Raw genomic sequence first — 24,397 nt, 5'->3', positions numbered from 1 at the left:
CAAAAAGAAACGCACAAAAAAACGCCACGGAACGCTGGTTCCGTGGCGTTTTTCATTGCGCCGCGCGTGATGCGCGGCGCACGCGGGCGCGAACTTACTTCGTGTTCGCGTTCGCGGCGGCCACTGCCGTCATGTTGATGATCCGGCGCACGGTCGCGGCCGGCGTCAGGATGTGGACCGGCTTCGCCGCGCCGAGCAGGAACGGGCCGACCGTCACGCCTTCGCCGCCGACCATCTTCAGCAGGTTGTACGCGATGTTCGCCGCTTCGACGTTCGGCATGATCAGCAGGTTCGCTTCGCCCGACAGCGTCGTGCCCGGGAACGCGGCCTTGCGGACCGCTTCCGACAGCGCCGCGTCGCCGTGCATTTCGCCATCGACCTCGAGGTTCGGCGCACGCTCGCTGATCAGCTTGCGAGCTTCGGCCATGCGCCGCGACGACGCCGACGGCGCGCTGCCGAAGTTCGAGTTCGACAGCAGCGCGGCCTTCGGCGCGATGCCGAAACGCTCGATCTCGGCGGCCGCCTGGATCGTCATGTCGGCGAGCTGTTCGGCGCTCGGCAGTTCGTTCACGTACGTGTCGCACAGGAACAGGTTGCGGCCCGGCAGCATCAGCAGGTTCATCGCCGCGTAGTGCTCGGCGCCCTTCGCACGGCCCAGCACCTGCTCGATGAACTTCAGGTGCGTGTGGTACGTGTCGATCATCCCGCAGATCATGCCGTCCGCATCACCCAGGTGCACGAGCATCGCGCCGATCAACGTATTGAACTTGCGCAGCGCGGCCTTCGCGACTTCCGGCGTGACGCCGTCACGCGCGCCGATCTCGTGGTATGCCTGCCAGTAGCGGTGGTAGCGCGTGTCGTCTTCCGGATTCACGATCTCGAAATCGACGCCGGCCTTCAGCTTCGAGCCGATCTTCACGAGGCGCATCTCGACGACCGACGGACGGCCGACGATGATCGGCTTCGCGATCTTTTCCTGCAGCACGAACTGCGCGGCGCGCAGCACGCGCTCGTCCTCGCCCTCGGCGAACACGATGCGCGCCTGCTTCTTCTTCGCGGTCGCGAACACCGGGCGCATCACCATGCCGGTGCGGTAGACGGTCGCGCCGAGCTGCTCGCGGTAGGCGTCCATGTCCTGGATCGGGCGCGTGGCGACGCCCGAATCCATCGCGGCTTGCGCGACGGCCGGCGCGATCTTGATGATCAGGCGCGGATCGAACGGCTTCGGAATCAGGTAGTCCGGCCCGAACTCGAGCGAGTGGCCTTCATATGCCTTCGCGACTTCCTCGCTCTGGTCGGTTTCCTCGGCCAGCTCGGCGATCGCGCGCACGCACGCGAGCTTCATTTCTTCCGTGATCGTCGTCGCGCCGACGTCGAGCGCGCCGCGGAAGATGAACGGGAAGCACAGCACGTTGTTGACCTGGTTCGGGTAGTCCGAACGGCCGGTCGCGACGATCGCGTCCGGGCGCACGGCCTTCGCGTCTTCCGGGCGGATTTCCGGTTCCGGATTCGCGAGCGCCAGGATCAGCGGGCGCTCGCCCATCGTCTTGACCATGTCCTGCTTCAGCACGCCCGCGCTCGAGCAGCCGAGGAACACGTCCGCACCGATGATCGCGTCGGCGAGCGTGCGCGCGTCGGTGGTCGCCGCATAGCGCTGCTTCGACGGGTCGAGGTTGCCGCGCCCTTCGTAGATCACGCCCTTCGAGTCGGCGACGAGGATGTTCGACTTCGTCAGGCCGAGGTTCACCAGCAGGTCCAGACACGCGATCGCCGCGGCACCCGCGCCCGAACATACGAGCTTCACTTCCGACAGCTTCTTGCCGACGACCTTCAGGCCGTTCAGGATCGCGGCCGACGCGATGATCGCGGTGCCGTGCTGGTCGTCGTGGAAGACGGGGATCTTCATGCGCTCGCGCAGCTTCTGCTCGATGTAGAAGCATTCCGGCGCCTTGATGTCCTCGAGATTGATACCGCCGAGCGTCGGCTCGAGCATCGCGATCGCCTCGACGAGCTTGTCGGGGTCGGACTCCGACAGTTCGATGTCGAACACGTCGATGCCCGCGAATTTCTTGAACAGGCAGCCCTTGCCTTCCATCACCGGCTTCGCGGCCAGCGGGCCGATGTTGCCGAGGCCCAGCACGGCCGTGCCGTTCGTGATGACGCCGACGAGGTTGCCGCGCGACGTGTACTTCTGCGCGTCGAGCGGATCGGCGTGGATCGCCTCGCACGCCGCAGCGACGCCCGGCGAATACGCGAGCGACAGATCGAGCTGGTTCGACAGCGGCTTGGTCGGGGTGACCGAAATCTTGCCGGGTTTCGGGTTCAGGTGATAAGCGAGTGCGGCCTGCTTCAGTTGTTCGTCCATGATTGACCTGCGAGAGACATGCGAAATTTTGACGGTTCAGTACACAGCACCTTCAGCCGTGTCTGCTTGAATCGAGAGGATGGTCGACTGCGAGACGGCACGCGACGCGCCGGGTCGGCACGCCATCGAACCTTGGCGGGTAGTGGCAAGAAGAAAGTACAAAGTACTGAACGATTTCTAAGGGTCGCCTAGTGTACACCCCCTAAATGACGTCCGTTGGTGCGGCGCCGCATCCACGGCATCAGCATCGGGCCGTTCGCGCCCCGTTTGTTTCGCCGGTGGTGAAGCGCGCGCTGAACCTGCGCGAATTCCGCCGAAAACCTGCCTGAATCGGGTAAAATAGCCGGCTACGCGCGCAGCGATGCGATTGGCCCGCCGATCGCACCCCGGCCCCTCCCTCGGGCAGGTTCCCCTTGCTGCGCCACCGGGCCCGCGCCCGCTCCTCGCTCATCACCCAAGGAATGCCCATGACAGGCTACGATCGTCAGTCGATCTCGGATACGACCGCCAAAATCCTGCTCGAAGTGCAGGCGGTGCACTTCAATGCCGAAAAACCGTTCATCTTCACGTCCGGCTGGGCAAGCCCCGTCTACATCGATTGCCGCAAGCTGATCTCGTATCCGCGCGTGCGTCGTGCGCTGATGGAAATGGCGGAAACGACGATCATGCGCGACGTCGGCTTCGAGCAGATCGACTCGGTGGCGGGCGGCGAGACGGCCGGCATCCCGTTCGCGGCATGGCTCGCGGACCGCATGATGGTGCCGATGCAGTACGTGCGCAAGAAGCCGAAGGGTTTCGGCCGCAACGCGCAGATCGAAGGTCATCTGGAAGAAGGCTCGCGCGTGCTGCTGGTGGAAGACCTGACGACCGACAGCCGCAGCAAGATCAACTTCGTCAACGCGCTGCGCACCGCGGGCGCGACGGTGAACCACTGCTTCGTGCTGTTCCACTACAACATCTTCAAGGAAAGCGTGTCGGTCCTGAAGGACATCGACGTCGACCTGCACGCGCTGGCGACCTGGTGGGACGTGCTGCGCGTCGCGAAGGCGTCGGGCTACTTCGAGACCAAGACGCTCGACGAAGTCGAGAAGTTCCTGCACGCGCCGGCCGAGTGGTCGGCCGCGCACGGCGGCGCGACGGCCCCGAAGGAGTGACGCCGCGCCGGCTCTCGGGCCGGCACCCTGACTGAAAAAGCCGCTCGCTTGATCGCGAGCGGTTTTTTTTCGTCCCGCCGATCCGCATCAGGGCTGGCCCGAATCGCGGGCCACGGCATGCATCGCTCATCGAACCCTAATGCTAGACTTGATCCATCGCCGCGATCAGCTGCGCGGGCAACGCACAACGCCATCAATGCCGGGGGCATCGACCCGGCCCATGTGACGGGAGAAGCGCCATATGCGTGTGGATCGCCGGATCACTTCGCCTGCGCCCCCGGGTCGTCCGTCTCCGTTCATCGCCGCCCTTCTCTGCGCCGCCGCGAGCGTCGCGTTCGCCGTTCTGCCCGCGCGGGCGGAAGGCCCGTTCACCGTGTCGAGCGACGAGCTGACGCCCGGCGGGCGCGTCGGCGCCGCGAACGTGTTCGACCGCGGCGACTGCAAGGGCGACAACCGCTCGCCGCAGCTCAGCTGGCGCAACCCGCCGCCCGGCACGCGCGGCTATGCGATCACGATCTTCGATCCCGATGCGCCGGGGCACGGCTGGTGGCACTGGGCGGTCGCCGGCATCCCGGCGAGCGTCACGAAACTGCCGGCCGACGCGAGCGCGTCGGGCTTCCTGCGCCGCATCGGTGCGAGTGAAGCGCGCAACGACTTCGGGATCGACGGCTACGGCGGCCCGTGCCCGCCGCCCGGCAAGCCGCACCGTTACGTGATCACCGTGTATGCGCTGAAGGGCACGGACCTGCGCGTCGCGCAAGGGCGCCCCGCCCCGATGTTCGAGCACGAGATCGACACGCTGACGATCGGCACCGCAAGGCTCACGGTCACCTACGGACAGTAAGCGCTCGCACGCCACCGCGTGTCGCGTGTCGCCGGTCGAGATTGCCCGCGCCCGCGAATTTCAGTGCGCCGCCCGCGCGCTTTTCTCCCGTCATTTCGGCTTGCTAGACTCGGCTGCACCGGTCGCGGCATCCCGCCGCGCATCCGTCGCGCCGCCCGACCGCGGCGCGTGACGCGGCAGGCCATGGCGCCCGCCGTTTCGCCCCCTTCCGGAGAACGCTTCATGTCGAACATCGTCATCGTCTATCACAGCGGCTACGGTCACACGCAGAAACTGGCCGACGCCGTCCACGCCGGCGCGCAGGACGCCGGCGCCACCGCACACCTGATCGCCGTCGGCGAACTCGACGACGCGGGCTGGGCTGCGCTCGACGCGGCGGACGCGATCGTCTTCGGCGCACCGACGTACATGGGCGGCCCGTCCGCGCAGTTCAAGCAGTTCGCCGATGCCACGTCGAAACCGTGGTTCACGCAGAAGTGGAAGGACAAGATCGCCGCGGGCTTCACGAACTCCGCGACGATGAACGGCGACAAGTTCTCGACGATTCAGTATTTCGTCACGCTGGCGATGCAACATGGGATGGTGTGGGTCGGCACGGGCATGATGCCGGCCAACTCGAAGGCGGCCACGCGCAACGACATCAACTACGTCGGCGGCTTCACGGGCCTGCTCGCGCAGTCGCCGGCGGACGCAACGCCCGACGAGGGCCCGCTGCCCGGCGACCTCGAGACCGCGAAGGCGTTCGGCCGGCGCGTCGCCGAAGCGACGGCCCGCTGGGTGGCCGGCGGCCGCTGAACGCGGCGGCACGCGCGCCCGGTTCGCGCCGCCGGTGGCGCGGCAACGCGGTGCTGGTGCGTGAAAGGGACACAAGACGGCCCGCGGGCCGTCTTTTTTTCACCCCGTGCGATGCAGGCCCGCCGGATGACGTCTTAAAATGGCGGTTTCAGGGCGCCGCGGCTCCCGTTTCATTCAGTGAGAGCGAAATGAGCACCAAAGTTTTTGTCGACGGCCAGGAAGGTACGACCGGCCTCAAGATCTTCGAATACCTGTCGGCGCGCAACGACATCGAGATCCTGCGCATCGATGAAGCGAAGCGCAAGGACGTCGACGAGCGCCGCCGCCTGATCAATGCGTCGAACGTCACGTTCCTGTGCCTGCCGGATGTCGCGTCGCGCGAATCGGCCTCGCTGGTCGACAACCCGGACACGACGCTGATCGACGCGAGCACCGCGTTTCGCACGAGCGCCGACTGGGCGTACGGCCTGCCGGAACTGACCCGCGCGCAGCGCGAGAAGATTCGCACGTCGAAGCGCATCGCCGTGCCGGGCTGCCACGCATCGGCCTTCGTGCTCGCGATGCGTCCGCTCGTGGATGCAGGCATCGTCGCGCCGACCTTCGCCGCGCACAGCTACTCGATCACCGGCTATAGCGGCGGCGGCAAGTCGATGATCGCCGAATACGAAAACGCGGCGCCGGGCGGCAAGCTCGCAAGCCCGCGTCCGTACGCACTCGCGCTGGCACACAAGCACCTGCCGGAAATGGCCGCGCACACGGGCCTCGCGCACGCGCCGATCTTCACGCCGATCGTCGGGCCGTTCCTGAAGGGCCTGGCCGTGACGACCTACTTCTCGCCCGAACAGCTCGCGAAGCGCGCGACGCCGCAGGACGTGCAGCGCGTGTTCGCCGAGTACTACGCGGACGAACCGTTCGTGCGCGTCGCGCCGTTCAACGCGGATGCGAATCTCGACAGCGGCTTCTTCGACGTGCAGGCGAACAACGACACGAATCGCGTCGACCTGTTCGTGTTCGGCAACGAAGAGCGCTTCGTCACGGTCGCGCGCCTCGACAACCTGGGCAAGGGTGCATCGGGTGCCGCGATCCAGTGCATGAACCTCAACATCGGTGCCGCGGAGGATGCAGGCCTCACGCGCTGATTCCGCTTGCATGCGATGCAAAGCCGGCCGCTGGCCGGCTTTTTATTTGCCCGTATCAGGCAATAAATAATATCCGGGTCACGCATTTACAAATATTTACAAGCTTTCCATTGCGCGATTACCGGTTAATTAATTTCGCCCCACTTTATCCAGTCCATCCCGAATAGGGATAAACCGGATACCGTCGCTTTAAACGCTGCCGTTACACGCGGGAAGGCCTCGAGAGCCCTCCGTGTGTGGCAGTCGCCCCACTTCAGCAGCACTCTACCACCCTCCGCGCGTTTTAATTCTTACTGAAAGCCGCATCCGGCAAGGATTCATCACGCGCAATTTGTTTCAATCGTCTTTTTTAGACGAGTTCATCAATTGACAGCAAAAATCCAGACAGCGACATTAGCTCGCACAATTAAACGACTGGAGACAGCGGCATGTCGCACGCCTTATCGAAGGGGGTGGCAACGGCCTTTGCCATCGCCCCTTTCCTGATTGCCTGTGGTGGAGGAGACGGCGGCTCGCCCGCGCCGATCGAAGCACCCCAATGTTCCGGATCGAGCTGCGGCACGCAAGGGCCGCCGCCGTCGCAGCCCGTCAACGGCGCGCTGTGCCCGGCCGACGCCGACATCGTGAAGAGCACGTACCTCGGCGGCGCCGGTAGCGGCGAGATCGTCAGCGTCAACATCGACGCGGTCGCGATGACGTACACGCTCAAGTGGCTCGAATCGCCGATTCCGCTCGCGACCGGCACGGTCACGCCGAGCCGCGCCGGCACCACGATCACCGGCAAGGTCATCCACCCGCCGACCGGCACGCTGCCCACTGCGGAGCAGACGCGCTGCGCGTTCGTGCTCACGCCGGGTTCGGGCACGGCACCGAACGGCTCGACCTATTCGACGGCCGCCGACTTCAACCAGGCAAACCCGCCGATGCTGCTGGTCGGCATGGGTGTCGCGGGCGGCGGTATCCCCGGCGCGACCGTGCAGTATGACGGACTGACGATCACCGTCGCCGGCGTCCCGATCTACAAGAACGTCGGCCAGGTGCCGAACCGCCACTTCGACTTCTACCCGTTCCTCGGCTTCGCGAACACGACGACCGACCTCACGAAGCTGCCGGGCACCTACAACGCGCTGCTCTACCACCTCGTGCCGTCAGGCAACTACGCGACGAAGGGCACGAATTCGAGCGAGACGTTCGATGCGAACGGCGCATGCACGTCGACGAGTTCAGGGGGCTGCCAGACGACCGGTGATCCGTGGACCGTCAACACCGCGAACGGCGGCTACCTCGACAGCACGAAGGCGCCGCAGATCCTGCCGCAGACGTCGCTGCCGATCGTCGGGCAGACCGGCAAGTCGGCGACCGCGCACATGGTCATCGGCCAGCTCAACGGCGCGACCGTGCCGGTGGTGGTCCGCACGGGCTACGTCTATCTGGGCACGGACCTCGCGCTGCACACCGACGCCAAGGTCGACGACGAATCGGGCATCGCGGTGCTCGGCAAGGCAACGGCGATCCAGTCGGGCGCGATCGACGGCGGCTACGCGGGCGCGGATTCGAACTTCAAGTACACGGCCGCACTGATCCGCGGCGGCAACGCGTCGTTCATCAACCCGACCACGCAGGCCGAGGAAGACGCCTTCACGCTCGACTACGGCCAAGGCACGCCGGGGCTGCTGAACACGACGACGACGCCGGCCAGCGGTGCGACCTACCCGTCCGCATCGGGCGTGGTGATCGCGACCGGCGGCCTGTACGCGGCGCTGATACAGGGCACGGTGAACGGCGGCGTCACGTCGACGTCGGCGAACTCGAGCACGTCGTCGACACCGTACTTCGGCGTGGGCGCACAGATCAGCAAGTAACGATCGGGGACGCGGCGGCCGGTGCGCCGCCGCGGAATGCAGGGAAGGCACGAAACGACGGCGCCCGGCACGGCGCCGGCAGCACGAGCACAAGCAACAGAAGCGGTCGACAGGGAGCCGGCCGCCCGACAAGACAAATCTGGAGGAGCAACATGAAGCGCAACCTCGTTCTGGCGGCGGCCCTTGCCGCCCCCCTTCTTTCCGCATGCGGCGGCGGTGGCGACAATCCGCCCCCGCTCGTCGAAGACCGGCTCTGCCCCGCAACGCTCGACTACAGCACCGTGTTCACCGGCGGCGCGGGCAGCGGCGAATTGGCCAAGGTCCAGCTCGACACGACCAAGATGACCTGGCAGGTCACCTATGTCGAATCGCCGGTACCGCAAAAGACCGGCACCGTCACGCCGACCCGCGCGGGCACCGTCGACAGCGGCACGCTCACGCAGGAAACGCTGCTGCCGACCAACAAGCTGAACCAGTGCGCATTCCGCCTGAACGGCGCGAGCCTCGATGCGTCGCGTCCGGCGCGCATCTTCGTCGGCTTCGGTGTCGCGGGCGGCACGATTCCCGGCAAGGAGATCCAGTTCGACGGCGTGCTCGGCCAGGCCGCGGTGCCCGACACGAAATTCCCGTACTACCCGTTCATCGGCTTCTCGTCGATCGAAACCGACATCACGAAGGTCGCGGGCACGTACAGTCACATCGGCTTCGGCGAAGTGCCGTCGCAGAAATTCGCACCGGCGTCGATCGATGCGAAGGTGACGATCAACGCGGACGGCACGTGGACCAAGTGCGACTCGACCGGCCAGTTCGCCGGCGGCGCGTGCACGCAGCAAGGCACGAACTTCGTGCAGTCCGCCGACGGCAGCGGCGCGTTCCAGTCGAACAATTACGCGAGCCAGCTGAAGCCGACGCTGTCGGCGACGCCGCAGGGCAAGGGCTTCATGATCGTCGGCAAGCTGCGCAACCAGCTGGTGCCGATCCTCGTGCGCACGGGTGTCGCGAACCCGAATCCGACGCCCGACAGCAACGGCGTGCCGGGCCTGACCGCCGACGACGAATCGAGCATCTCGATCCTCGCGCCGCAGACCACGATCGCGGCCGGGTCGCAAAACGGCGAATACATCGGCGTCGACAGCCAGTTCGACTACCGGACCACCGCGCTGATCAACAACCAGGCCACGCTGCTCGATCCGTTCCAGCCGTCGCAGGCCTCGCTCGCGACCGCGCTCGACCTGGACTACACGCAGAAGGTGCCGGGCACGGTCACGACGATCCACACGGGTTCGGGCAGCACGTCGCCGACCGGCAAGTTCATCTTCACCGGTGGCGTGTTCGGTTTCCTCGACAACGCGGGTTCGACGCCGTATTTCACGATCGGCGCGTTCGTCCAGTAAGCGAGGGGAAGCCGTGATGAAGAAGACCCTTCTCTGCGCGGCGGCCGGCGCCGCCGCCCTCGCGCCGCTCGCGGCGCACGCGCAGAGCGCCGGCAGCAACGTCGTCACGCTGGGCTGGTTCCACGTGATGCCGCAGCAAAGCAGCACGCCGATGACAACCAACGTCGCGCCCACGCCGATCAACACGCCGCTGCGGCTGCCGCCGTCGTTCACGTCGCCGGGCACCGGGCTGCGTACGAGCGGCGCGGATACGGTCGGCCTGACGGTCAGCCACTTCCTGACCGATCACATCGCGGTCACGTCGGTGGCCGGCGTGCCGCCGGTGTTCAAGGTGTCGGGCCAGGGGACCATCAAGCCACCAGGACCTGCCGGCGCGCTCGGCACGCAGAACATCGGGCTCGCATCGGTGAACCCGATCGTGAAGAGTGTGCGGCAGTGGAGCCCGGCGGTGCTGCTGCAGTACTACTTCGGGCAGGCGACCGCGAAGTTCCGGCCGTTCCTCGGCCTCGGCGTGTCGTACAACTGGTTCAGCGACCTGCAGCTCAACACGAACTTCATCAAGCAGACGCAGGACAACCTCGGTGCGATTCTCGCGGCGGGCGCGGGCAAACCGGGTACGACATCGGTGGAAGCGAAGGCGTCGTCGTCATGGCAGCCGGTGTTCAACGCGGGCCTGCAGTACAACATGACCGAGCATTTCGGGCTGGTCGCGTCGGTAACCTACATCCCGCTGAAGACGACGTCGACGGTGACGATCAAGGCGGCGGACGGCACGGTGCTCTCCGAGTCGAAATCGGACCTGAAGGCCGATCCGATCATCAGCTATGTCGGGATGACCTACAAGTTCTGATGCCGGCGAAGGGACGATGGACGAATGGATGGCCCGCGGCAAAATCGCAGGCAAAAAAAAGCCCGCCTAAGAGGCGGGCTGAATCCATATCAGAGGAGACATGGAGGAGACAGGTGTAACTATAGCGAATCGATTTCCGCATTGCAACATTTCCGTAGAGAAAATAAGGATTTTCCCTCGAATGCGCACTCTAGATCGCTAGCTCGACTCCGACCCCTTCCCGTTCTCCTGGTCGAGCACCGCGCCCAGCGCGTCGCGCAGCAGCGCGACCGGCCGCGTCAGGCGGCCCGGCAACGCGCCGTGCACGATCCACACGTTGATCCGCGTCTCCAGCCCCGCCGTTTCCACCACCCTCAGCGCATCGCGATGCGCGCTGCGCGCCAGCGCGTTGGGCGACGCGATCCCGATGCCCGCACCGCGCGCGACGAGCGACAGCTGCAACTCAGAGCCGAACGCCTCGACCGCGACGTCGAACGGCAGCCCCGCCGCGCCGAGCGCCCGACTCAGCGCGGAACGCATCCCGCAGCCGTCCTGGCTCAGCACCCACGGGAAACCCGACAGCACGTCGAGCGACAGCGGGCCGTCGGGCAGCGGGAAATCGCGCGCGGCGACGAGCACCGTCGGCTGCGTGCCGAGCAGCGTGGCCGTCAGCGTGTCGGGCAGCGCCGCGCTGGCCGGCACCATCACCGTCGCGACATCGAGCGTGCCGCGCTCGATGCCCTGCACGAGCGCCGGCGACCAGCCGGCCGTCACGCGCAGCGTCAGCCGTGGAAACGCGTCGCGCAGCCGGTCGATCGGCCGTTCGAGCGCCAGCTCGGACAGGAACGGCGGCACGCCGATGCGCAGTTCGCCGGACGGCTCGCTGTCCGGCGCGCCGGCCGCCATCAATTCGTCGACCGCGCCTAGCACGTTGCGCGCGAGCGCATAGACGTCTCGCCCGGCGGCGGTCGGCTTCAGCGGCTTGCTCTGACGCTCGAGCAGCGGCATGCCCAGCAGCGTCTCGAGGTTCTGCACGCGTCGTGTGAGGCCCGGCTGCGTCAGATGGAGCTTCGCGGCGGCAGCGACCATCGACCCGCTGTCGACCACCGCGACGAACGCCTGGAGATCACGCGTATTCAAAGCAAACTCGCATAATCATGTTAGATATATTTCAATTGTCGCATAAACATCCGACTCCTACGATGGGGACTCCTTTGCTCGACGTCCCATGCTTCCGATGAACTGCCCTGCCGACTCCTGCTCCGCCCCCGGCCGCGCCGCGCGCGGCGCACCGCCCGTGCTGAGCACGGGCATGACACTCTTCTTCGCCGCGACTGTCGGCGTGATCGTGATGGACCTGTTCGCCGCGCAACCGCTGACCGGCCCGATCAGCGCCAACCTGCAGCTGCCGCCCGGCCTCGCGGGCCTCGTCGCGATGCTGCCGCAGCTCGGCTACGCGGCGGGCCTCGTGCTGCTGGTGCCGCTCGTCGACCTGCTCGAGAACCGCCGCCTGATCGTCGCGACGCTCGCCGTATGCGCGGCCGCGCTCGCGCTGCCGGCCTTCACGCGGTCCGGCACCGTCTTCCTGCTCGCGACCCTGGCCGCCGGCGCCGCGTCGAGCGTGATCCAGATGCTGGTGCCGATGGCCGCGTCGATGGCGCCCGAAGCGCAGCGCGGGCGCGCGGTCGGCAACGTGATGAGCGGGCTGATGCTAGGCATCCTGCTGTCGCGGCCGCTCGCCAGCCTGATCGCGGGCACGGCAGGCTGGCGAGCGTTCTATGCGCTGGCCGCGCTCGCGAACGCGGCGATCGCGGCGGTGCTGGCGCTGCGCCTGCCGCCGCGCGTACCGTCGGCGACGGCCGGCTATCGTGCGCTGCTCGCGTCGATGGGCCGCCTGCTGGCCGACGAACCCGTGCTGCGCCGGCATGCGCTGTCGGCCGCGCTCGCGATGGCCGCATTCAGCGCGTTCTGGACCGCCGTCGGGCTGCGGCTCGCGCAGCCGCCGTTCGGCCTTGACCTGCACGGGATCGCGCTGTTCGCGTTCGCCGGTGCGAGCGGTGCGATCGTCACGCCGCTGGCCGGCCGGGCAGGCGATCGCGGCCAGGGCCCGGCCGCGCAGCGCATTGCGCACGCGACGATGCTCGCGGCGCTCACCGTGCTCGGCATCTCCGGCGCCGGCTGGTTCGGCTTCGATGCGCACGCGCATCGCGGCGTCGCGCTGGCGCTGCTGGCCGGCGGCGCGGCGCTGCTCGACGCGGGTGTGATCGTCGACCAGACGATCGGCCGTCGGGCAATCAACCTGCTGAACCCGGCCGCGCGCGGGCGTCTGAACGGATTGTTCGTCGGACTGTTCTTCGTCGGCGGCGCGCTCGGCGCGGCGCTGGCGGGCAGTGCGTGGGCATGGGGCGGGTGGCATGCCGTGTGCGGTGTCGGCTTCGCGTTCGCGGGCGCGGCCGCCGCTTTCGGCGTGTCGGCCGGGCGGCGGAGCGACGCCGCCGCGCCGCACGTGACGCCGGCCCGGATATGAAAACACCCCGCCCTCTGACGAGGTGCGGGGCGTCCGGCGGGCCGCGGAGGCCGAAATCAGTGACGGACCAGCGCCATCATCGCGCCGAAGCCGACGAAGATGCCGCCCGTCAGCCGGTTGAAGACCTTCGCGACGCTCTGGCTCTTCAGCGTCGCGCCAATCCGCGTGCCGAACGACGCGTAGACGAGATACCAGCTGACCTCGATCACCGCGAACGTGACGACGAGGATGCCGAACTGCGGCAGCGTCGGCTCGGCTGCGTTGATGAACTGCGGCAGCAGCGCGGCCGCGAACAGGATCGCCTTCGGGTTGCTGCCCGCGACCAGGAAACCATTGCGGAACAGCGCCCCGCGCGATGCCGATGCACCCTGCAAGACTGCATCGACGTCGGCGGCCGGCGCGTCGTCGACGCGTGCGCGCCACGCCTTCACGCCGAGATAGATCAGATAGGCGGCGCCCGCAAAGCGCAACGCATCGAACATCGCCGGCCATGCCTCGAGGACCGCCCCGAGCCCTGCCGCGGACACGGCAAGCATCAGCACCAGCGCGCTCAGGCAGCCGGCCATCGTCGACGACGAGCGGCGCAGCCCGTGCCGCGCGCCGTGCGTCATCACGAGCAGCATGTTCGGACCCGGAATCGCCGATACGACGAACACCGTCGCCACGAAAAGCCACCACGTATGCAGGTTCATGACCGCCCCGACCGAAAGAGAAACGAAATGTCGATTATGCCGCGCGCGCGGCGTTTCTGTCCCGCATCGGCTCAGCGGCCCGCGCGGCGCAGCGCGACTTCGCCGAGCACCGCGAAATCCTGTTCGCCGCCGCCGTGCGCGAGCGCATCGAGCAGGCTGTCGCGCACCACGCTCGCCACCGGCAGCGGAACCGATGCCGCGTCGCCAGCCTGCAGCGCGAGCCGCACGTCCTTCAGCCCGAGGCGCGCCTTGAAACGCGCGGGTTCGTAGCTGCGCTCGGCGATCATCCCGCCATAGCCTTCATAGACCGGCCCCGGAAACACGCTGTTCGTGATCACGTCGAGGAAATCGCGCATCGCGACGCCGTGCGCGCCGAGCAGCGCGGACGCCTCGCCGAGCGTCTCGATCGCCGACGCGAGCGTGAAGTTCGCCGCGATCTTCGCGACGTTCGCATGCTGCGGCAGCGAGCCGAACCGCCAGGTCTTCTGGCCGATCGCGTCGAACAGCGGCTGCACGCGGTCGATCGCCTCGGCCGGGCCGCCGGCCATGATCGTCAGGCGCGCGGCGGCCGCGACGTCCGGGCGCCCCATCACGGGCGCGGCGACGTACTGGAGGCCGCGCGACGCATGTGCGTGCGCGAGGGACTCGGCGAGCGCGACCGACACCGTCGCCATGTTCACGTGGATCAGGCCGCGCTGCGCCTGCGCAAGCAGCGCGTCGTCGAATACTTCGCGCGCGGCCGCGTCGTCGGCGAGCATCGAAAACACGGCGTCGCCGCGAAACGCGTCGGCCGGGGTCGCGACGATCTGCGCACCCAGCGCGGCGAGCGGCTCGGCGCGCTCGCGCGACCGGTTCCACACCCGCACGGCGTGCCCCGCCTTCAGCAGGTTCGTCGCAATTGCCTGCCCCATTTCGCCCAGCCCGATAAATCCGAGATCCATTGCCCGCTCCTTCGACCCGTGAAGCGGGGAGTTAAACACAGATGGCGGCGGCCTGCAGCCCCGGCGACCGGGCGTGCACGGTGCGATACTGCCCGGATGGCGACCGCGACCTTCCGCTTCCACGGCGAACTGAACGCGTTTCTCGCACGCGCACGGCGCGAGCGCGCGTTCGCGCACGCATTTGCGCGCGACGCGACGGTCAAGCATGCGGTCGAGGCGCTCGGCGTCCCGCATACGGAAATCGGCCGGCTCTGCGTGAACGGCGCACCGGCCGCCCTCGACCGGCCGCTCGGTGACGGCGACCGCGTCGACATCCATCCGGAACGCGCGCCGCCGGCGGCCGCCTCGCCGCTGCCGCAACCGGACCGCTGGCGCTTCGTCGCCGACGCGCATCTCGGCGGCCTCGCGCAGCTGCTGCGCCTCGCCGGCTTCGACACCTGCTACGACAACCACTACCGCGACGACGAACTCGTCGCGCTCGCCGCGCGCGAGGACCGGATCGTGCTGACCCGCGACCGCGAGCTGCTGAAGCGCCGCGCGGTCGTGCGCGGCTGCTACCTGCATGCGCAGCAGCCGGACGCGCAGCTGCGCGAGTTGTTCACGCGGCTCGACCTCGCGCCGCACATGCGGCCGTTCCGGCTGTGCCTGCGCTGCAACGCGCCGCTGCACGCGCTCGATGCGGCGGACGCCGCGCCGCGCGTGCCGGCCGGCGTCCGCCAGCGGCACCGGCGCTTTGCCGCATGCGACGTGTGCCGGCGCGTGTTCTGGGAAGGGTCGCACTGGCGGCGCATGCGCGCGGTGGTCGACGCGATGCGTGCGCCGGCGCACGGCGCATCGGATACGCCGGACACGGCGGACGCCTGAAAAAACAAAACCCCGCAGGCCGGAGCGTGCGGGGTTTCGCGACGGGTGGCCGGCAACGCCAGCCCCGGCGAAGCGGGCTTAGTTTGCTGCGCCCTTGTCGTTCGTGCCGGCAGCCGAAGCAGCAGCAGCCTTCGCCTTGCCCTTCGCCGAACCGTGTTGCTTCAGCTGGTGCTTCGGCTTGCTGTGATCCTTCTTCATCGGTGCCGAAGCGGGCGCCATCGCGTCGCCTGCCGGCGCCGAAGCCGCCTCCTGTGCGAATGCCGAAACCGATGCGAGTGCGAATGCTGCGGTCATGATCGAAGCGAGCGTCTTCTTCATTGTTCTTCCTTTAGCGGAGAAAAAGTCAAACGTACCGGTAAGAGATGCGAGGCATTCGCATCGGAACACCAGTCGCGCCGGGGTTTCCGGTGCCGCCGGGCGGCCGGCTTGCGCCGTTTCGCCGCGACAAAGACTGACGTACTGGCTCCACAACGCGCCAACTTCGCGGCGAGTTGACACGCGGCTTGCACCTCTCGGGTTTTCCCCGACGATGCCGGCTTCCGGCCGCCCCGCCACGCGTATCCGCCATCGCGCGGCCCGCCGCCGGCGGCCGCGGCGGCGGGGCAAACCGGCTCTCGCGCGCTGCCACGCGACGCTATACTGGGCATCCATCCGTCCCTTTCCCCGGAAACCGGAGCGCGGCCGGTCGCCAGACCGCTGCCGTCTCGAGGCACTCAAATTGCCCGAACACAATCTGGACAAACTGAAAATCGACCGGCGTCCGATCGCACCCGCGCCACGCCGGCGCCGGTGGGTCCGCTATGCGGCCGCCGCCGCGCTCGTCATCGTCGCGATCGTCGCCGTGCTCGCGCTCACCGGCCGGCCGACGGTCGACACGACCTCCGTCACGTCCGCCTACCCATACCAGAACGATACCCAGCTCAACGCGACCGGCTACGTCGTGCCGCAGCGCAAGGCCGCGGTCGCGTCGAAGGGCCAGGGGCGCGTCGAATGGCTCGGCGTGCTCGAAGGCACCCGCGTGAAGAAGGACGAGATCATCGCGCGGCTCGAAAGCCGTGACGTCGAGGCATCGCTTTCGCAGGCGCTCGCCCAGGTGAAGGTCGCCCGCGCAAATCTCGGCGTCGAACAGGCCGAGCTGAAGGACGCCGAGATCGCGCTGCGCCGCACCACGGTGCTCGCGCCGAAGGGCGCGGTGCCGGCCGCGCAACTCGACACCGACACGGCCCGCGTGAACAAGGCGCGCGCGTCGATCAGCAGCGACCAGGCCGCGATCGCGTCCGCGGAAGCGAACGCGCAGGCCGCGCAGGTCGCGGTCGACCAGACGGTGATCCGCGCGCCGTTCGACGGCATCGTGCTCGCGAAGCACGCGAACGTCGGCGACAACATCACGCCATTCTCGTCCGCGTCGGACAGCAAGGGCGCGGTCGTGACGATCGCCGACATGGACACGCTCGAGGTCGAGGCCGACGTCGCCGAATCGAACATCGCGAAGATCCGCGCGGAGCAGCCGTGCGAAATCCAGCTCGACGCGCTGCCCGACATGCGCTTCGCCGGCCGCGTGTCGCGCATCGTGCCGACCGTCGACCGCTCGAAGGCGACGGTGCTCGTGAAGGTGCGCTTCGTCGACCGCGACGAGCGCGTGCTGCCCGACATGAGCGCGAAGATCGCATTCCTGTCGAAGCCGGCGTCGCCGCAGGACCGGCAGCCGGTGACGGCCGTGCAGGCGAGCGCCGTGGTCGAGCGCGAGGGCCGGCCGGTCGTGTTCGTCGTGAAGGACGACACGGTGCATGCAACGGCGGTGACGACCGGCGCGCGGATCGGCGAACTCGTCGCGATCCGCGGCGTGAAGCCCGGCGACATGGTCGTGCTCGCGCCGGGTGCGAAGCTGAAGGACGGCGCGAAAGTGTCCGTCGCGAAGAAGTAGCGTGGCGCGCGTGACCGACGCCTCGCCGCCCCTCGTCGAGATCAGCCACGTCGCGAAGTCGTACCGGCGCGGCAACCAGGTCGTGCCGGTGCTGACCGATATCACGCTCGACATCGGCGAAGGCGACTTCGTCGCGCTGATGGGGCCATCGGGTTCCGGCAAGAGCACGCTGCTCAATCTCGTCGCCGGCATCGACCGGCCCGACAGCGGCGAGTTGCGCGTGGGCGGCCTCGACATCACGCGACTCGAGGAAGCGCGGCTGGCCGAATGGCGCGCGGCGAACGTCGGCTTCATCTTCCAGTTCTACAACCTGATGCCGGTGCTCACCGCGTTCGAGAACGTCGAGCTGCCGCTGATGCTCACGCACCTGTCGCGGCGCGAACGGCGCGAGCGCGTCGAGCTGGTGCTCGACATGGTGAACCTCGGCGACCGGACCAGCCATTACCCGTCCGAGCTGTCGGGCGGCCAGCAGCAGCGCGTCGCGATCGCGCGCGCGTTGATCTCCGATCCGGTGCTGATCGTCGCCGACGAGCCGACCGGCGACCTCGACCGCGCATCGGCCACCGACGTGCTCGCGATGCTGCAGCGGATGAACGCCGAGCTCGGCAAGACGATCATCATGGTGACCCACGATGCGCACGCGGCCGGCGCCGCGCGGTCGCTCGTGCATCTGGAAAAAGGGGAGCTGATCGATGGGCACGCCGTCTGACGGACGGGAGCGCGCGCGATGTACGTGCTGAAGCTGATCGCGCGCAATGCGCTGCGGCACCGGCTGCGCACGCTGCTGACCGTGCTCGGGCTGACCATCGCGGTGCTGGCGTTCGGGCTGCTGCACACCGTCGTCGACGCGTGGTACGCCGGCGCGGCCGCCGCGTCGAGCGGCCGGCTCGTCACCCGCAACGCGATCTCGCTCGTGTTCCCGCTGCCGGTCAGCTACGAGAACCGGATCCGCGGCATCGACGGCGTGACGGCCGTGGTCCGTTCGAACTGGTTCGGCGGCGTGTATCGCGACCCGAAGAACTTCTTCGCGAGCTTCGCTGTGTCGGAGAACTACCTCGACCTGTATCCGGAATTCATCCTCCCGGCGCAGCAGCGCGCCGACTACGACCGCGACCGCCGCGGCTGCCTCGTCGGGCGCCAGCTCGCGACACAGTTCGGCTTCAGGATCGGCGACGTGATTCCGCTGAAGGGCACGATCTATCCGGGCACGTGGGATTTCGTCGTGCGCGGCATTCTCGACGGCCGCGACGACTCGACGATCACACGTCAGCTGGTGTTCCACTGGGACTACCTGAACGAGACGGTGCGCAAGCGCACGCCGAAGCAGGCCGACCAGGTCGGCGTGTTCGTGCTCGGCGTCGCGAACCCGGACGACGGCGCCGCGATCGCGCGCAACGTCGACGCGGTGTTCAAGAACTCGCTCGCCGAAACGCTGACCGAGACCGAGCAGGCGTTCCAGCTCGGCTTCGTCGCGATGTCGAACCAGATCATCGCGGCGATCCGCGTCGTGTCGTACGTGGTGATCCTGATCATCATGGCCGTGATGGCGAACGCGATGGCGATGAGCGCGCGCGAACGCACCGCCGAATACGCGACGCTGAAGGCGCTCGGCTTCGGCCCCGGCTTTCTCGCGCTGATCGTGTTCGGCGAATCGGTCGTGATCGCGGTGGCCGGTGGTGGGCTCGGGATGCTCGCGACGCCGCCCGCCGCGATCCTCTTCAAGCAGGCCGCGGGCGGCATCTTCCCGGTGTTCAAGGTGTCGGCCGAGACGATGGCGCTGCAGGCCGCGTGCTCGGTCGCGGTCGGCTTCGCGGCCGCGCTCGTGCCGGCGTGGCAAGCGGCGCGCGTGCGCGTGGTCGAAGGCCTGCGGGCGATCGGGTAGGCGCATGGCGATTCCGCTCACCTACATCGCGCGCAACCTGTGGACCCGGCGGCTCACCACCGCGCTCACCGCGGGCGGGATGGCGCTGGTGATCTTCGTGTTCGCGACGGTGCAGATGCTCGACGCCGGGCTCACGCAGACGCTCGTGTCGACCGGCGAACCGGGCAACGTCGTGGTGATCCGCAAGGGCGCGGAAACCGAGATCCAGAGCGCGATCGACCACCAGCAGGCCAACGCGCTCGAGATGCATCCGGCCGTCGCGCTCGGCCCGGACGGCCGGCCGCGGGTGTCGAAGGAAGCCGTCGTGCTGATCTCGCTCGTGAAGACGTCGACCGGCAAGCCGTCGAACGTCGTGATCCGCGGCGTGTCGCCGGCCGGCCTCGCGCTGCGCCCGCGCGTGAAGCTCGTGGCCGGCCGCTCGTTCGCGCCGGGCTCGTCGGAGATCGTCGTCGGCAGCGCGATCGCGAAAGGCTTCAGCGGCACGCAGCTCGGCGACAGCCTGCATTTCGCGCAGCGCGACTGGACCGTCGTCGGCGTGTTCGACGCCGGCGGCAGCGGCTTCGATTCGGAGATCTGGGGCGACGTCGACCAGCTGATGCAGTCGTTCCGGCGCTCCAGCTACTCGTCGATGGTGCTGCGCATCCCGAGCGCCGACGGCTTCGCGCGCTTCAAGGCCGACATCGACGTCGACCCGCGCCTGACCGACGAAGCGAAACGCGAGCAGACGTTTTACGGCGACCAGTCGAAGGCGCTGTCGACCTTCATCAACATCCTCGGCATCACGCTGTCGACGATCTTCTCGATCGCCGCGATGATCGGCGCGATGATCACGATGTACGCGTCGGTCGCGAACCGCACCGCCGAGATCGGCACGCTGCGCGCGCTCGGCTTCAAGCGCATGAACGTGCTCGCCGCCTTCCTGCTGGAGGCGCTGCTGCTCGGCTTCGCCGGCGGCGTCGCGGGGCTCGCGTGCGCGTCGCTGATGGAGTTCGCGTCGTTCTCGACGACCAACTTCCAGACCTTCTCCGACCTGTCGTTCCGTTTCGTGCTGACGCCCGCGATCGTCGTGAAGACGCTGCTGTTCTCGCTGGTGATGGGGCTCGTCGGTGGGTTCCTGCCGGCGATGCGCGCCGCGCGGCTGAACATCGTCGACGCGCTGCGCGCGCAGTGACGCGCGCGGCCGCTCACGCCCGGCGCTCGCGCGGCACGTTCAGATCGAACGCCGTCATCGCGTCGCGGGCTCCGTCAGCAGTCTTCGGTCGACGGCGGCAGATCGCCGCGCGCCAGCGCCAGCGCATGGTCACGCACGTCGTCCGGCCAGCAGGCGATCAGCTCGGCCAGCCGCGCAAGGTCGTTCGCATACAGCGCACGCGAGGCCTCCTCGAAACAGGGCAGGTCGCCCGCGATCGCGGACATGAAGTGGTACGCACGCGTCTGCGCGTCGCGGCGCCGGTCGGCCGCCGCATGCGTGCGCCGCGCGTCCTCGACGAGCTTGCGCAGCGCGACCGACGCACCGCCCGGCTGCGCGGCGAGCCAGTCCCAGTGACGCGGCAGCAACGTGACCTCGCGCGAGACGACGCCGAGCTTCGGGCGGCCGCGGCCGCGTTGTTCGCCCGCGCCGGCCGGATCGCCGGCGGGCGCGGATGCATCGCCCGGCGACGCCGCGTAACGCGCACGGATATCGTCCGCCGTGCCGCGCAGGTCGAGGTCGATCGCGCGGCCGGTCGCGTCGTCGAAGATCACGATCGTGCCGGACATCGCGTCGCCGGCCGCCTGCCGGACCGCAACCGCCACCGTCGCGAGCGGGCCCGACGCGACGCGCCGGTGGCCGTCGAACGCCGTATAGGAAGGGAGAAGCGTGGAGAACATCATCATGGTCGCCCGTGGGTCGGAATCGGAATGATGCTATTTTTATCCGGGTATAAATTGATTGTCAATATCACCCGGGTAAAAAAAATTGATGCCTCGATGCCGCCGATCGATTCAAATCCTGAATCAATCAAGTCAGTAATTGGCATGAAATCGCAAATTTCGCCGTGACAGAATGATCCGGACGCCCTGCCCCGGGCATCGGCGTCCGGCCTCAGGCCGGCAAGACCACCACGAAAAAACGCGCGCGCCCGACGCGCAGCCGCACGACGGCGCCTTCCGCCCTTCGGAGGAGACAGTCATGAATCCGCTTCACGCATTGCCGGCGTCCGCGTCGGCAACGGCCCGGCGCACCCGCGTGCGCTGGCTCGTGCTGACCGTGCTGTTCGCGGTCACGACGATCAACTACGCGGATCGCGCGGCGATCGCGATCGCGGGCCCGGCGCTTTCCCGCGCGATGCACCTGAGCCATGTGCAGATGGGCTTCATCTTCTCGGCGTTCGGCTGGTCATACGTGATCGCGCAACTCCCGGGCGGCTGGCTGCTCGACCGCTTCGGGTCGCGCATCGTCTATGCGTTCAGCATCTTCTTCTGGTCGCTGTTCACGCTGCTGCAGGGCGGCATCGGCTTCTTCAGCGGCGCGGCCGCGTTCGCGCTGCTGTTCGGCTTGCGCTTCCTGGTCGGCGCGGCCGAGGCGCCGTCGTTCCCGGCCAACAGCCGGATCGTGTCCACCTGGTTCCCGGCCGCGGAGCGCGGCACCGCGTCGGCGATCTTCAACGCCGCGCAGTACGCGGCGACCGTCGTGTTCGCGCCGCTGATGGGCTGGCTCGTGCACGCGTTCGGCTGGCAGTCGGTGTTCGCGGTGATGGGCGTGCTCGGCTTCGCGTTCGTGCTGGTGTGGAACCGCACGATGTACGACCCGAAGGTGCACCCGAGCGTCAACCGCGCGGAACTCGACTACCTCACCGAAGGCGGCGCGCTCGTCAACATCGACCAGGCGACGGGCGCGCGCGACGGCGGCCCGTCGATGCGTCACGTGAAGGCGCTGCTGAGGAACCGGATGCTCGTCGGCGTGTACGTCGCGCAGTACTGCATCAACGCACTCACCTACTTCTTCATCACGTGGTTTCCCGTCTATCTCGTGCAGGCGCGCGGGATGTCGATCCTCAACGCGGGGCTCGTCGCGTCGATCCCGGCCGTGTGCGGCTTCCTCGGCGGGATTCTCGGCGGCATCGTGTCCGACGCGCTGCTCAAGCAGGGCCGGTCGCTGTCGGTCGCGCGCAAGGTGCCGATCGTGATCGGCATGCTGCTGTCGATGTCGATGATCGTGTGCAACTACACCGACTCGCACGTGCTCGTCGTGCTGTTCATGGCGCTGTCGTTCTTCGGCAAGGGGCTCGGCGCGCTCGGCTGGGCCGTCAACGCCGACACCGCGCCGCGCCAGATCGCCGGCCTGAGCGGCGCGCTGCTCAACACGTGCGGGAATCTTTCCAGCATCACGACGCCGATCGCGATCGGCTATATCGTCGACCGCAGCGGCTCGTTCAACGGCGCGCTGGTGTACGTCGTCGCGCACGCGCTCGTCGCCGTGATCTGCTACCTGTTCGTCGTCGGCGAGATCCGCCGCGTCGAGCTGAACTGAACGGCGCGGGCCGCGCCGGCGCGGCCGGGGCCCGCGCACCAACGGAACCAGGAGTGAACCGATGTCCGAATCACGCCGTGCGGGCACGCCGCGCGTCACGCGCATGCAGGTGATCCCCGTCGCCGGCCGCGACAGCATGCTGCTGAACCTGTGCGGCGCGCACGCGCCCTACTTCACGCGCAACCTCGTGATCCTCGACGACAGCAGCGGCCACACGGGTGTCGGCGAAGTGCCCGGCGGCGAAGGCATCCGCCAGGCGCTCGCGCGGATGACCGATCTGGTGGTCGGTCAGTCGATCGGGCGTTACCAGGCGACGCTCAACGCGGTGCGCGCCGCGCTGTCCGGCGCCGGTGCGCATGCCGGACGCACGATCCGGCACGAGGTGACGTCGGCCGGCGAGGCGGCCGTGCTGCGCCAGCCGCACGAGATCAACCTGCGGCTCGACAACGTGATCACCGCGATCGAGGCCGCGCTGCTCGACCTGCTCGGCCAGCATCTCGACGTGCCGGTCGCGGCGCTGCTCGGCGAAGGCCAGCAGCGCGACGCGGTGCCGATGCTCGCGTACCTGTTCTACATCGGCGAGCGGCGCCGCACCGACCTGCCGTATCGCGACGAAGCGCACGCAACCGATCCGTGGTTCCGGCTGCGCAACGAAGCCGCGCTCACGCCGGCCGCGATCGCGCAGCAGGCCGAGGCCGCGGTCGAGCGCTATGGTTTCGTCGACTTCAAGCTGAAGGGCGGCGTGATGGCCGGCGCGGACGAGATGGAAGCGATCGCGGCGATCAAGGCGCGCTTTCCCGACGCGCGCGCGACGCTCGACCCGAACGGTGCGTGGTCGCTCGACGAAGCGGTCGCGCTGTGCCGCGGGCAAGGTCATCTGCTCGCGTATGCGGAGGATCCGTGCGGGCCGGAGGCCGGCTACTCGGGCCGCGAGGTGATGGCCGAATTCCGGCGGGCGACCGGCATCCCGACCGCGACCAACATGATCGCGACCGACTGGCGACAGATGGATCACGCGGTGCGGCTGCAGGCGGTCGACATCCCGCTCGCCGATCCGCATTTCTGGACGATGCAGGGCTCGGTGCGGCTCGCGCAGCTGTGCCGCGACTGGGGGCTCACGTGGGGCTCGCACTCGAACAACCACTTCGACGTGTCGCTCGCGATGTTCACGCATGCGGCCGCGGCGGCGCCCGGTACGATCACGGCGATCGACACGCACTGGATCTGGCAGGAAGGCGACGCGCGGCTCACGCGCGAGCCGCTCGAGATCGTCGGCGGCCAGGTGGCCGTGCCCGAGCGGCCGGGACTCGGGATCGAACTCGACATGGCACAGGTCGAGGCCGCACATGCGCTGTACAACGCGGTGGGCGGTACGGCGCGCGACGATGCGGTGGCGATGCGATATCTGGTGCCGGAGTGGACGTATGATCCGAAGCGGCCTAGTTTTGGGCGGAGGTGACGGGACAGCGGAGTTCGCCGTGCTGTCGGTGCCGACGGTCAGGGTGAGCTACGAGTTGGCGATCTGGCGCGTCGGCCAAGAACCCGCGGAAAACAAAAAGGCCCGATCTTGCGATCGGGCCTTTCGAATTCCGTTGGTGGAGCGGAGGAGGATCGAACTCCCGACCTTCGCATTGCGAACGCGACGCTCTCCCAGCTGAGCTACCGCCCCAACAG

At 68.1% G+C, this 24,397-nt stretch carries 21 protein-coding genes and 1 tRNA gene; 15 read left to right on the top strand and 7 right to left on the bottom strand.

The window, feature by feature from the left end:
• Window positions 1-94: 94 nt before the first annotated feature.
• Window positions 95-2,365 (bottom strand): NADP-dependent malic enzyme, encoded by a 2,271-nt coding sequence (locus DIE06_RS20095; protein WP_124662844.1) that lies wholly within the window; start codon window positions 2,363-2,365, stop codon window positions 95-97.
• 467 nt (window positions 2,366-2,832) lie between these two features.
• Between DIE06_RS20095 and DIE06_RS20090 the strand changes: the two genes are divergently transcribed.
• From DIE06_RS20090 to DIE06_RS20060, 7 genes are all read left to right on the top strand, one after another.
• A complete protein-coding gene (locus DIE06_RS20090) occupies window positions 2,833-3,519 on the top strand; it encodes an orotate phosphoribosyltransferase (RefSeq protein ID WP_006752465.1) in 687 nt (228 codons plus the stop codon).
• Between the two features lie 241 nt (window positions 3,520-3,760).
• Window positions 3,761-4,363: a YbhB/YbcL family Raf kinase inhibitor-like protein gene (locus DIE06_RS20085; protein ID WP_124662843.1), complete on the top strand. Its 603-nt coding sequence runs from the start codon at window positions 3,761-3,763 to the stop codon at window positions 4,361-4,363.
• A gap of 222 nt (window positions 4,364-4,585) precedes the next feature.
• The gene (locus DIE06_RS20080; protein ID WP_124662842.1) at window positions 4,586-5,158 is read left to right on the top strand and encodes a flavodoxin family protein; all 573 of its coding nucleotides are present in this window, start codon (window positions 4,586-4,588) and stop codon (window positions 5,156-5,158) included.
• Between the two features lie 188 nt (window positions 5,159-5,346).
• Window positions 5,347-6,297 (top strand): N-acetyl-gamma-glutamyl-phosphate reductase, encoded by a 951-nt coding sequence (gene argC, locus DIE06_RS20075; RefSeq protein ID WP_124662841.1) that lies wholly within the window; start codon window positions 5,347-5,349, stop codon window positions 6,295-6,297.
• A gap of 428 nt (window positions 6,298-6,725) precedes the next feature.
• Window positions 6,726-8,159, top strand: a complete 1,434-nt coding sequence (locus DIE06_RS20070) for a DUF2957 domain-containing protein (RefSeq protein ID WP_124662840.1) — start codon at window positions 6,726-6,728, stop codon at window positions 8,157-8,159.
• A gap of 152 nt (window positions 8,160-8,311) precedes the next feature.
• Window positions 8,312-9,553 carry a DUF2957 domain-containing protein gene (locus DIE06_RS20065; RefSeq protein WP_124662839.1) on the top strand — a complete coding sequence of 414 codons (1,242 nt, stop codon included), beginning with the start codon at window positions 8,312-8,314 and terminating at the stop codon, window positions 9,551-9,553.
• Between the two features lie 16 nt (window positions 9,554-9,569).
• On the top strand, window positions 9,570-10,403 hold the full coding sequence (locus DIE06_RS20060; protein ID WP_124662838.1) for an OmpW family protein: 834 nt from the start codon (window positions 9,570-9,572) through the stop codon (window positions 10,401-10,403).
• Between the two features lie 198 nt (window positions 10,404-10,601).
• Here the strand turns inward: DIE06_RS20060 and DIE06_RS20055 are convergent, their stop codons facing one another.
• Complete coding sequence (locus tag DIE06_RS20055) at window positions 10,602-11,522, bottom strand: LysR family transcriptional regulator (RefSeq protein WP_124662837.1); 921 nt, start codon at window positions 11,520-11,522, stop codon at window positions 10,602-10,604.
• 97 nt (window positions 11,523-11,619) lie between these two features.
• Here DIE06_RS20055 and DIE06_RS20050 point away from each other — a divergent pair, with 97 nt between their 5' ends.
• Window positions 11,620-12,909: an MFS transporter gene (locus DIE06_RS20050; RefSeq protein ID WP_124662860.1), complete on the top strand. Its 1,290-nt coding sequence runs from the start codon at window positions 11,620-11,622 to the stop codon at window positions 12,907-12,909.
• A 56-nt stretch (window positions 12,910-12,965) separates the two neighbouring features.
• Here DIE06_RS20050 and DIE06_RS20045 read toward each other — a convergent pair whose 3' ends face one another.
• Together DIE06_RS20045 and DIE06_RS20040 are read right to left on the bottom strand one after the other, a co-directional pair.
• The gene (locus tag DIE06_RS20045; RefSeq protein WP_124662836.1) at window positions 12,966-13,601 is read right to left on the bottom strand and encodes a LysE family translocator; all 636 of its coding nucleotides are present in this window, start codon (window positions 13,599-13,601) and stop codon (window positions 12,966-12,968) included.
• Between the two features lie 71 nt (window positions 13,602-13,672).
• Window positions 13,673-14,749 carry an NAD(P)-dependent oxidoreductase gene (locus DIE06_RS20040; RefSeq protein ID WP_311767636.1) on the bottom strand — a complete coding sequence of 359 codons (1,077 nt, stop codon included), beginning with the start codon at window positions 14,747-14,749 and terminating at the stop codon, window positions 13,673-13,675.
• Between DIE06_RS20040 and DIE06_RS20035 the strand changes: the two genes are divergently transcribed.
• Entirely contained in the window at window positions 14,639-15,406 is a 768-nt protein-coding gene (locus DIE06_RS20035) for a Mut7-C RNAse domain-containing protein (protein ID WP_124662834.1), read from the top strand. The genes DIE06_RS20040 and DIE06_RS20035 overlap by 111 nt on opposite strands.
• Before the next feature lie 78 nt (window positions 15,407-15,484).
• On the opposite strand, the gene DIE06_RS39050 is transcribed toward DIE06_RS20035, so the two are convergent.
• Window positions 15,485-15,904, bottom strand: coding sequence for a hypothetical protein (locus DIE06_RS39050; RefSeq protein ID WP_260433660.1), 420 nt, complete (start codon window positions 15,902-15,904; stop codon window positions 15,485-15,487).
• Window positions 15,905-16,124: 220 nt separating this feature from the next.
• Between DIE06_RS39050 and DIE06_RS20025 the strand changes: the two genes are divergently transcribed.
• The 4 genes from DIE06_RS20025 to DIE06_RS20010 are packed head-to-tail and all read left to right on the top strand — an operon-like array spanning window position 16,125 to window position 20,383.
• Window positions 16,125-17,330 (top strand): efflux RND transporter periplasmic adaptor subunit, encoded by a 1,206-nt coding sequence (locus tag DIE06_RS20025; RefSeq protein ID WP_124662833.1) that lies wholly within the window; start codon window positions 16,125-16,127, stop codon window positions 17,328-17,330.
• A 10-nt stretch (window positions 17,331-17,340) separates the two neighbouring features.
• On the top strand, window positions 17,341-18,039 hold the full coding sequence (locus tag DIE06_RS20020) for an ABC transporter ATP-binding protein (RefSeq protein ID WP_124662859.1): 699 nt from the start codon (window positions 17,341-17,343) through the stop codon (window positions 18,037-18,039).
• Window positions 18,040-18,057: 18 nt separating this feature from the next.
• Window positions 18,058-19,212 carry an ABC transporter permease gene (locus DIE06_RS20015; RefSeq protein WP_124662832.1) on the top strand — a complete coding sequence of 385 codons (1,155 nt, stop codon included), beginning with the start codon at window positions 18,058-18,060 and terminating at the stop codon, window positions 19,210-19,212.
• Between the two features lie 4 nt (window positions 19,213-19,216).
• Complete coding sequence (locus DIE06_RS20010) at window positions 19,217-20,383, top strand: ABC transporter permease (RefSeq protein ID WP_124662831.1); 1,167 nt, start codon at window positions 19,217-19,219, stop codon at window positions 20,381-20,383.
• A 74-nt stretch (window positions 20,384-20,457) separates the two neighbouring features.
• On the opposite strand, the gene DIE06_RS20005 is transcribed toward DIE06_RS20010, so the two are convergent.
• Window positions 20,458-21,084: a DUF2239 family protein gene (locus DIE06_RS20005; RefSeq protein WP_124662858.1), complete on the bottom strand. Its 627-nt coding sequence runs from the start codon at window positions 21,082-21,084 to the stop codon at window positions 20,458-20,460.
• Between the two features lie 298 nt (window positions 21,085-21,382).
• Between DIE06_RS20005 and DIE06_RS19995 the strand changes: the two genes are divergently transcribed.
• Together DIE06_RS19995 and DIE06_RS19990 are read left to right on the top strand one after the other, a co-directional pair.
• Window positions 21,383-22,723 carry an MFS transporter gene (locus tag DIE06_RS19995; protein WP_124662830.1) on the top strand — a complete coding sequence of 447 codons (1,341 nt, stop codon included), beginning with the start codon at window positions 21,383-21,385 and terminating at the stop codon, window positions 22,721-22,723.
• A gap of 61 nt (window positions 22,724-22,784) precedes the next feature.
• Complete coding sequence (locus DIE06_RS19990) at window positions 22,785-24,182, top strand: enolase C-terminal domain-like protein (protein ID WP_124662829.1); 1,398 nt, start codon at window positions 22,785-22,787, stop codon at window positions 24,180-24,182.
• A 134-nt stretch (window positions 24,183-24,316) separates the two neighbouring features.
• Here DIE06_RS19990 and DIE06_RS19985 read toward each other — a convergent pair.
• A tRNA-Ala gene (locus tag DIE06_RS19985) sits at window positions 24,317-24,392 on the bottom strand.
• Between the last annotated feature and the right edge of the window lie 5 nt (window positions 24,393-24,397).

Source organism: Burkholderia sp. Bp8998, from assembly GCF_003854235.1.
Taxonomy (GTDB): domain Bacteria; phylum Pseudomonadota; class Gammaproteobacteria; order Burkholderiales; family Burkholderiaceae; genus Burkholderia.
This window is presented reverse-complemented; position numbering and strand designations above follow the sequence as displayed.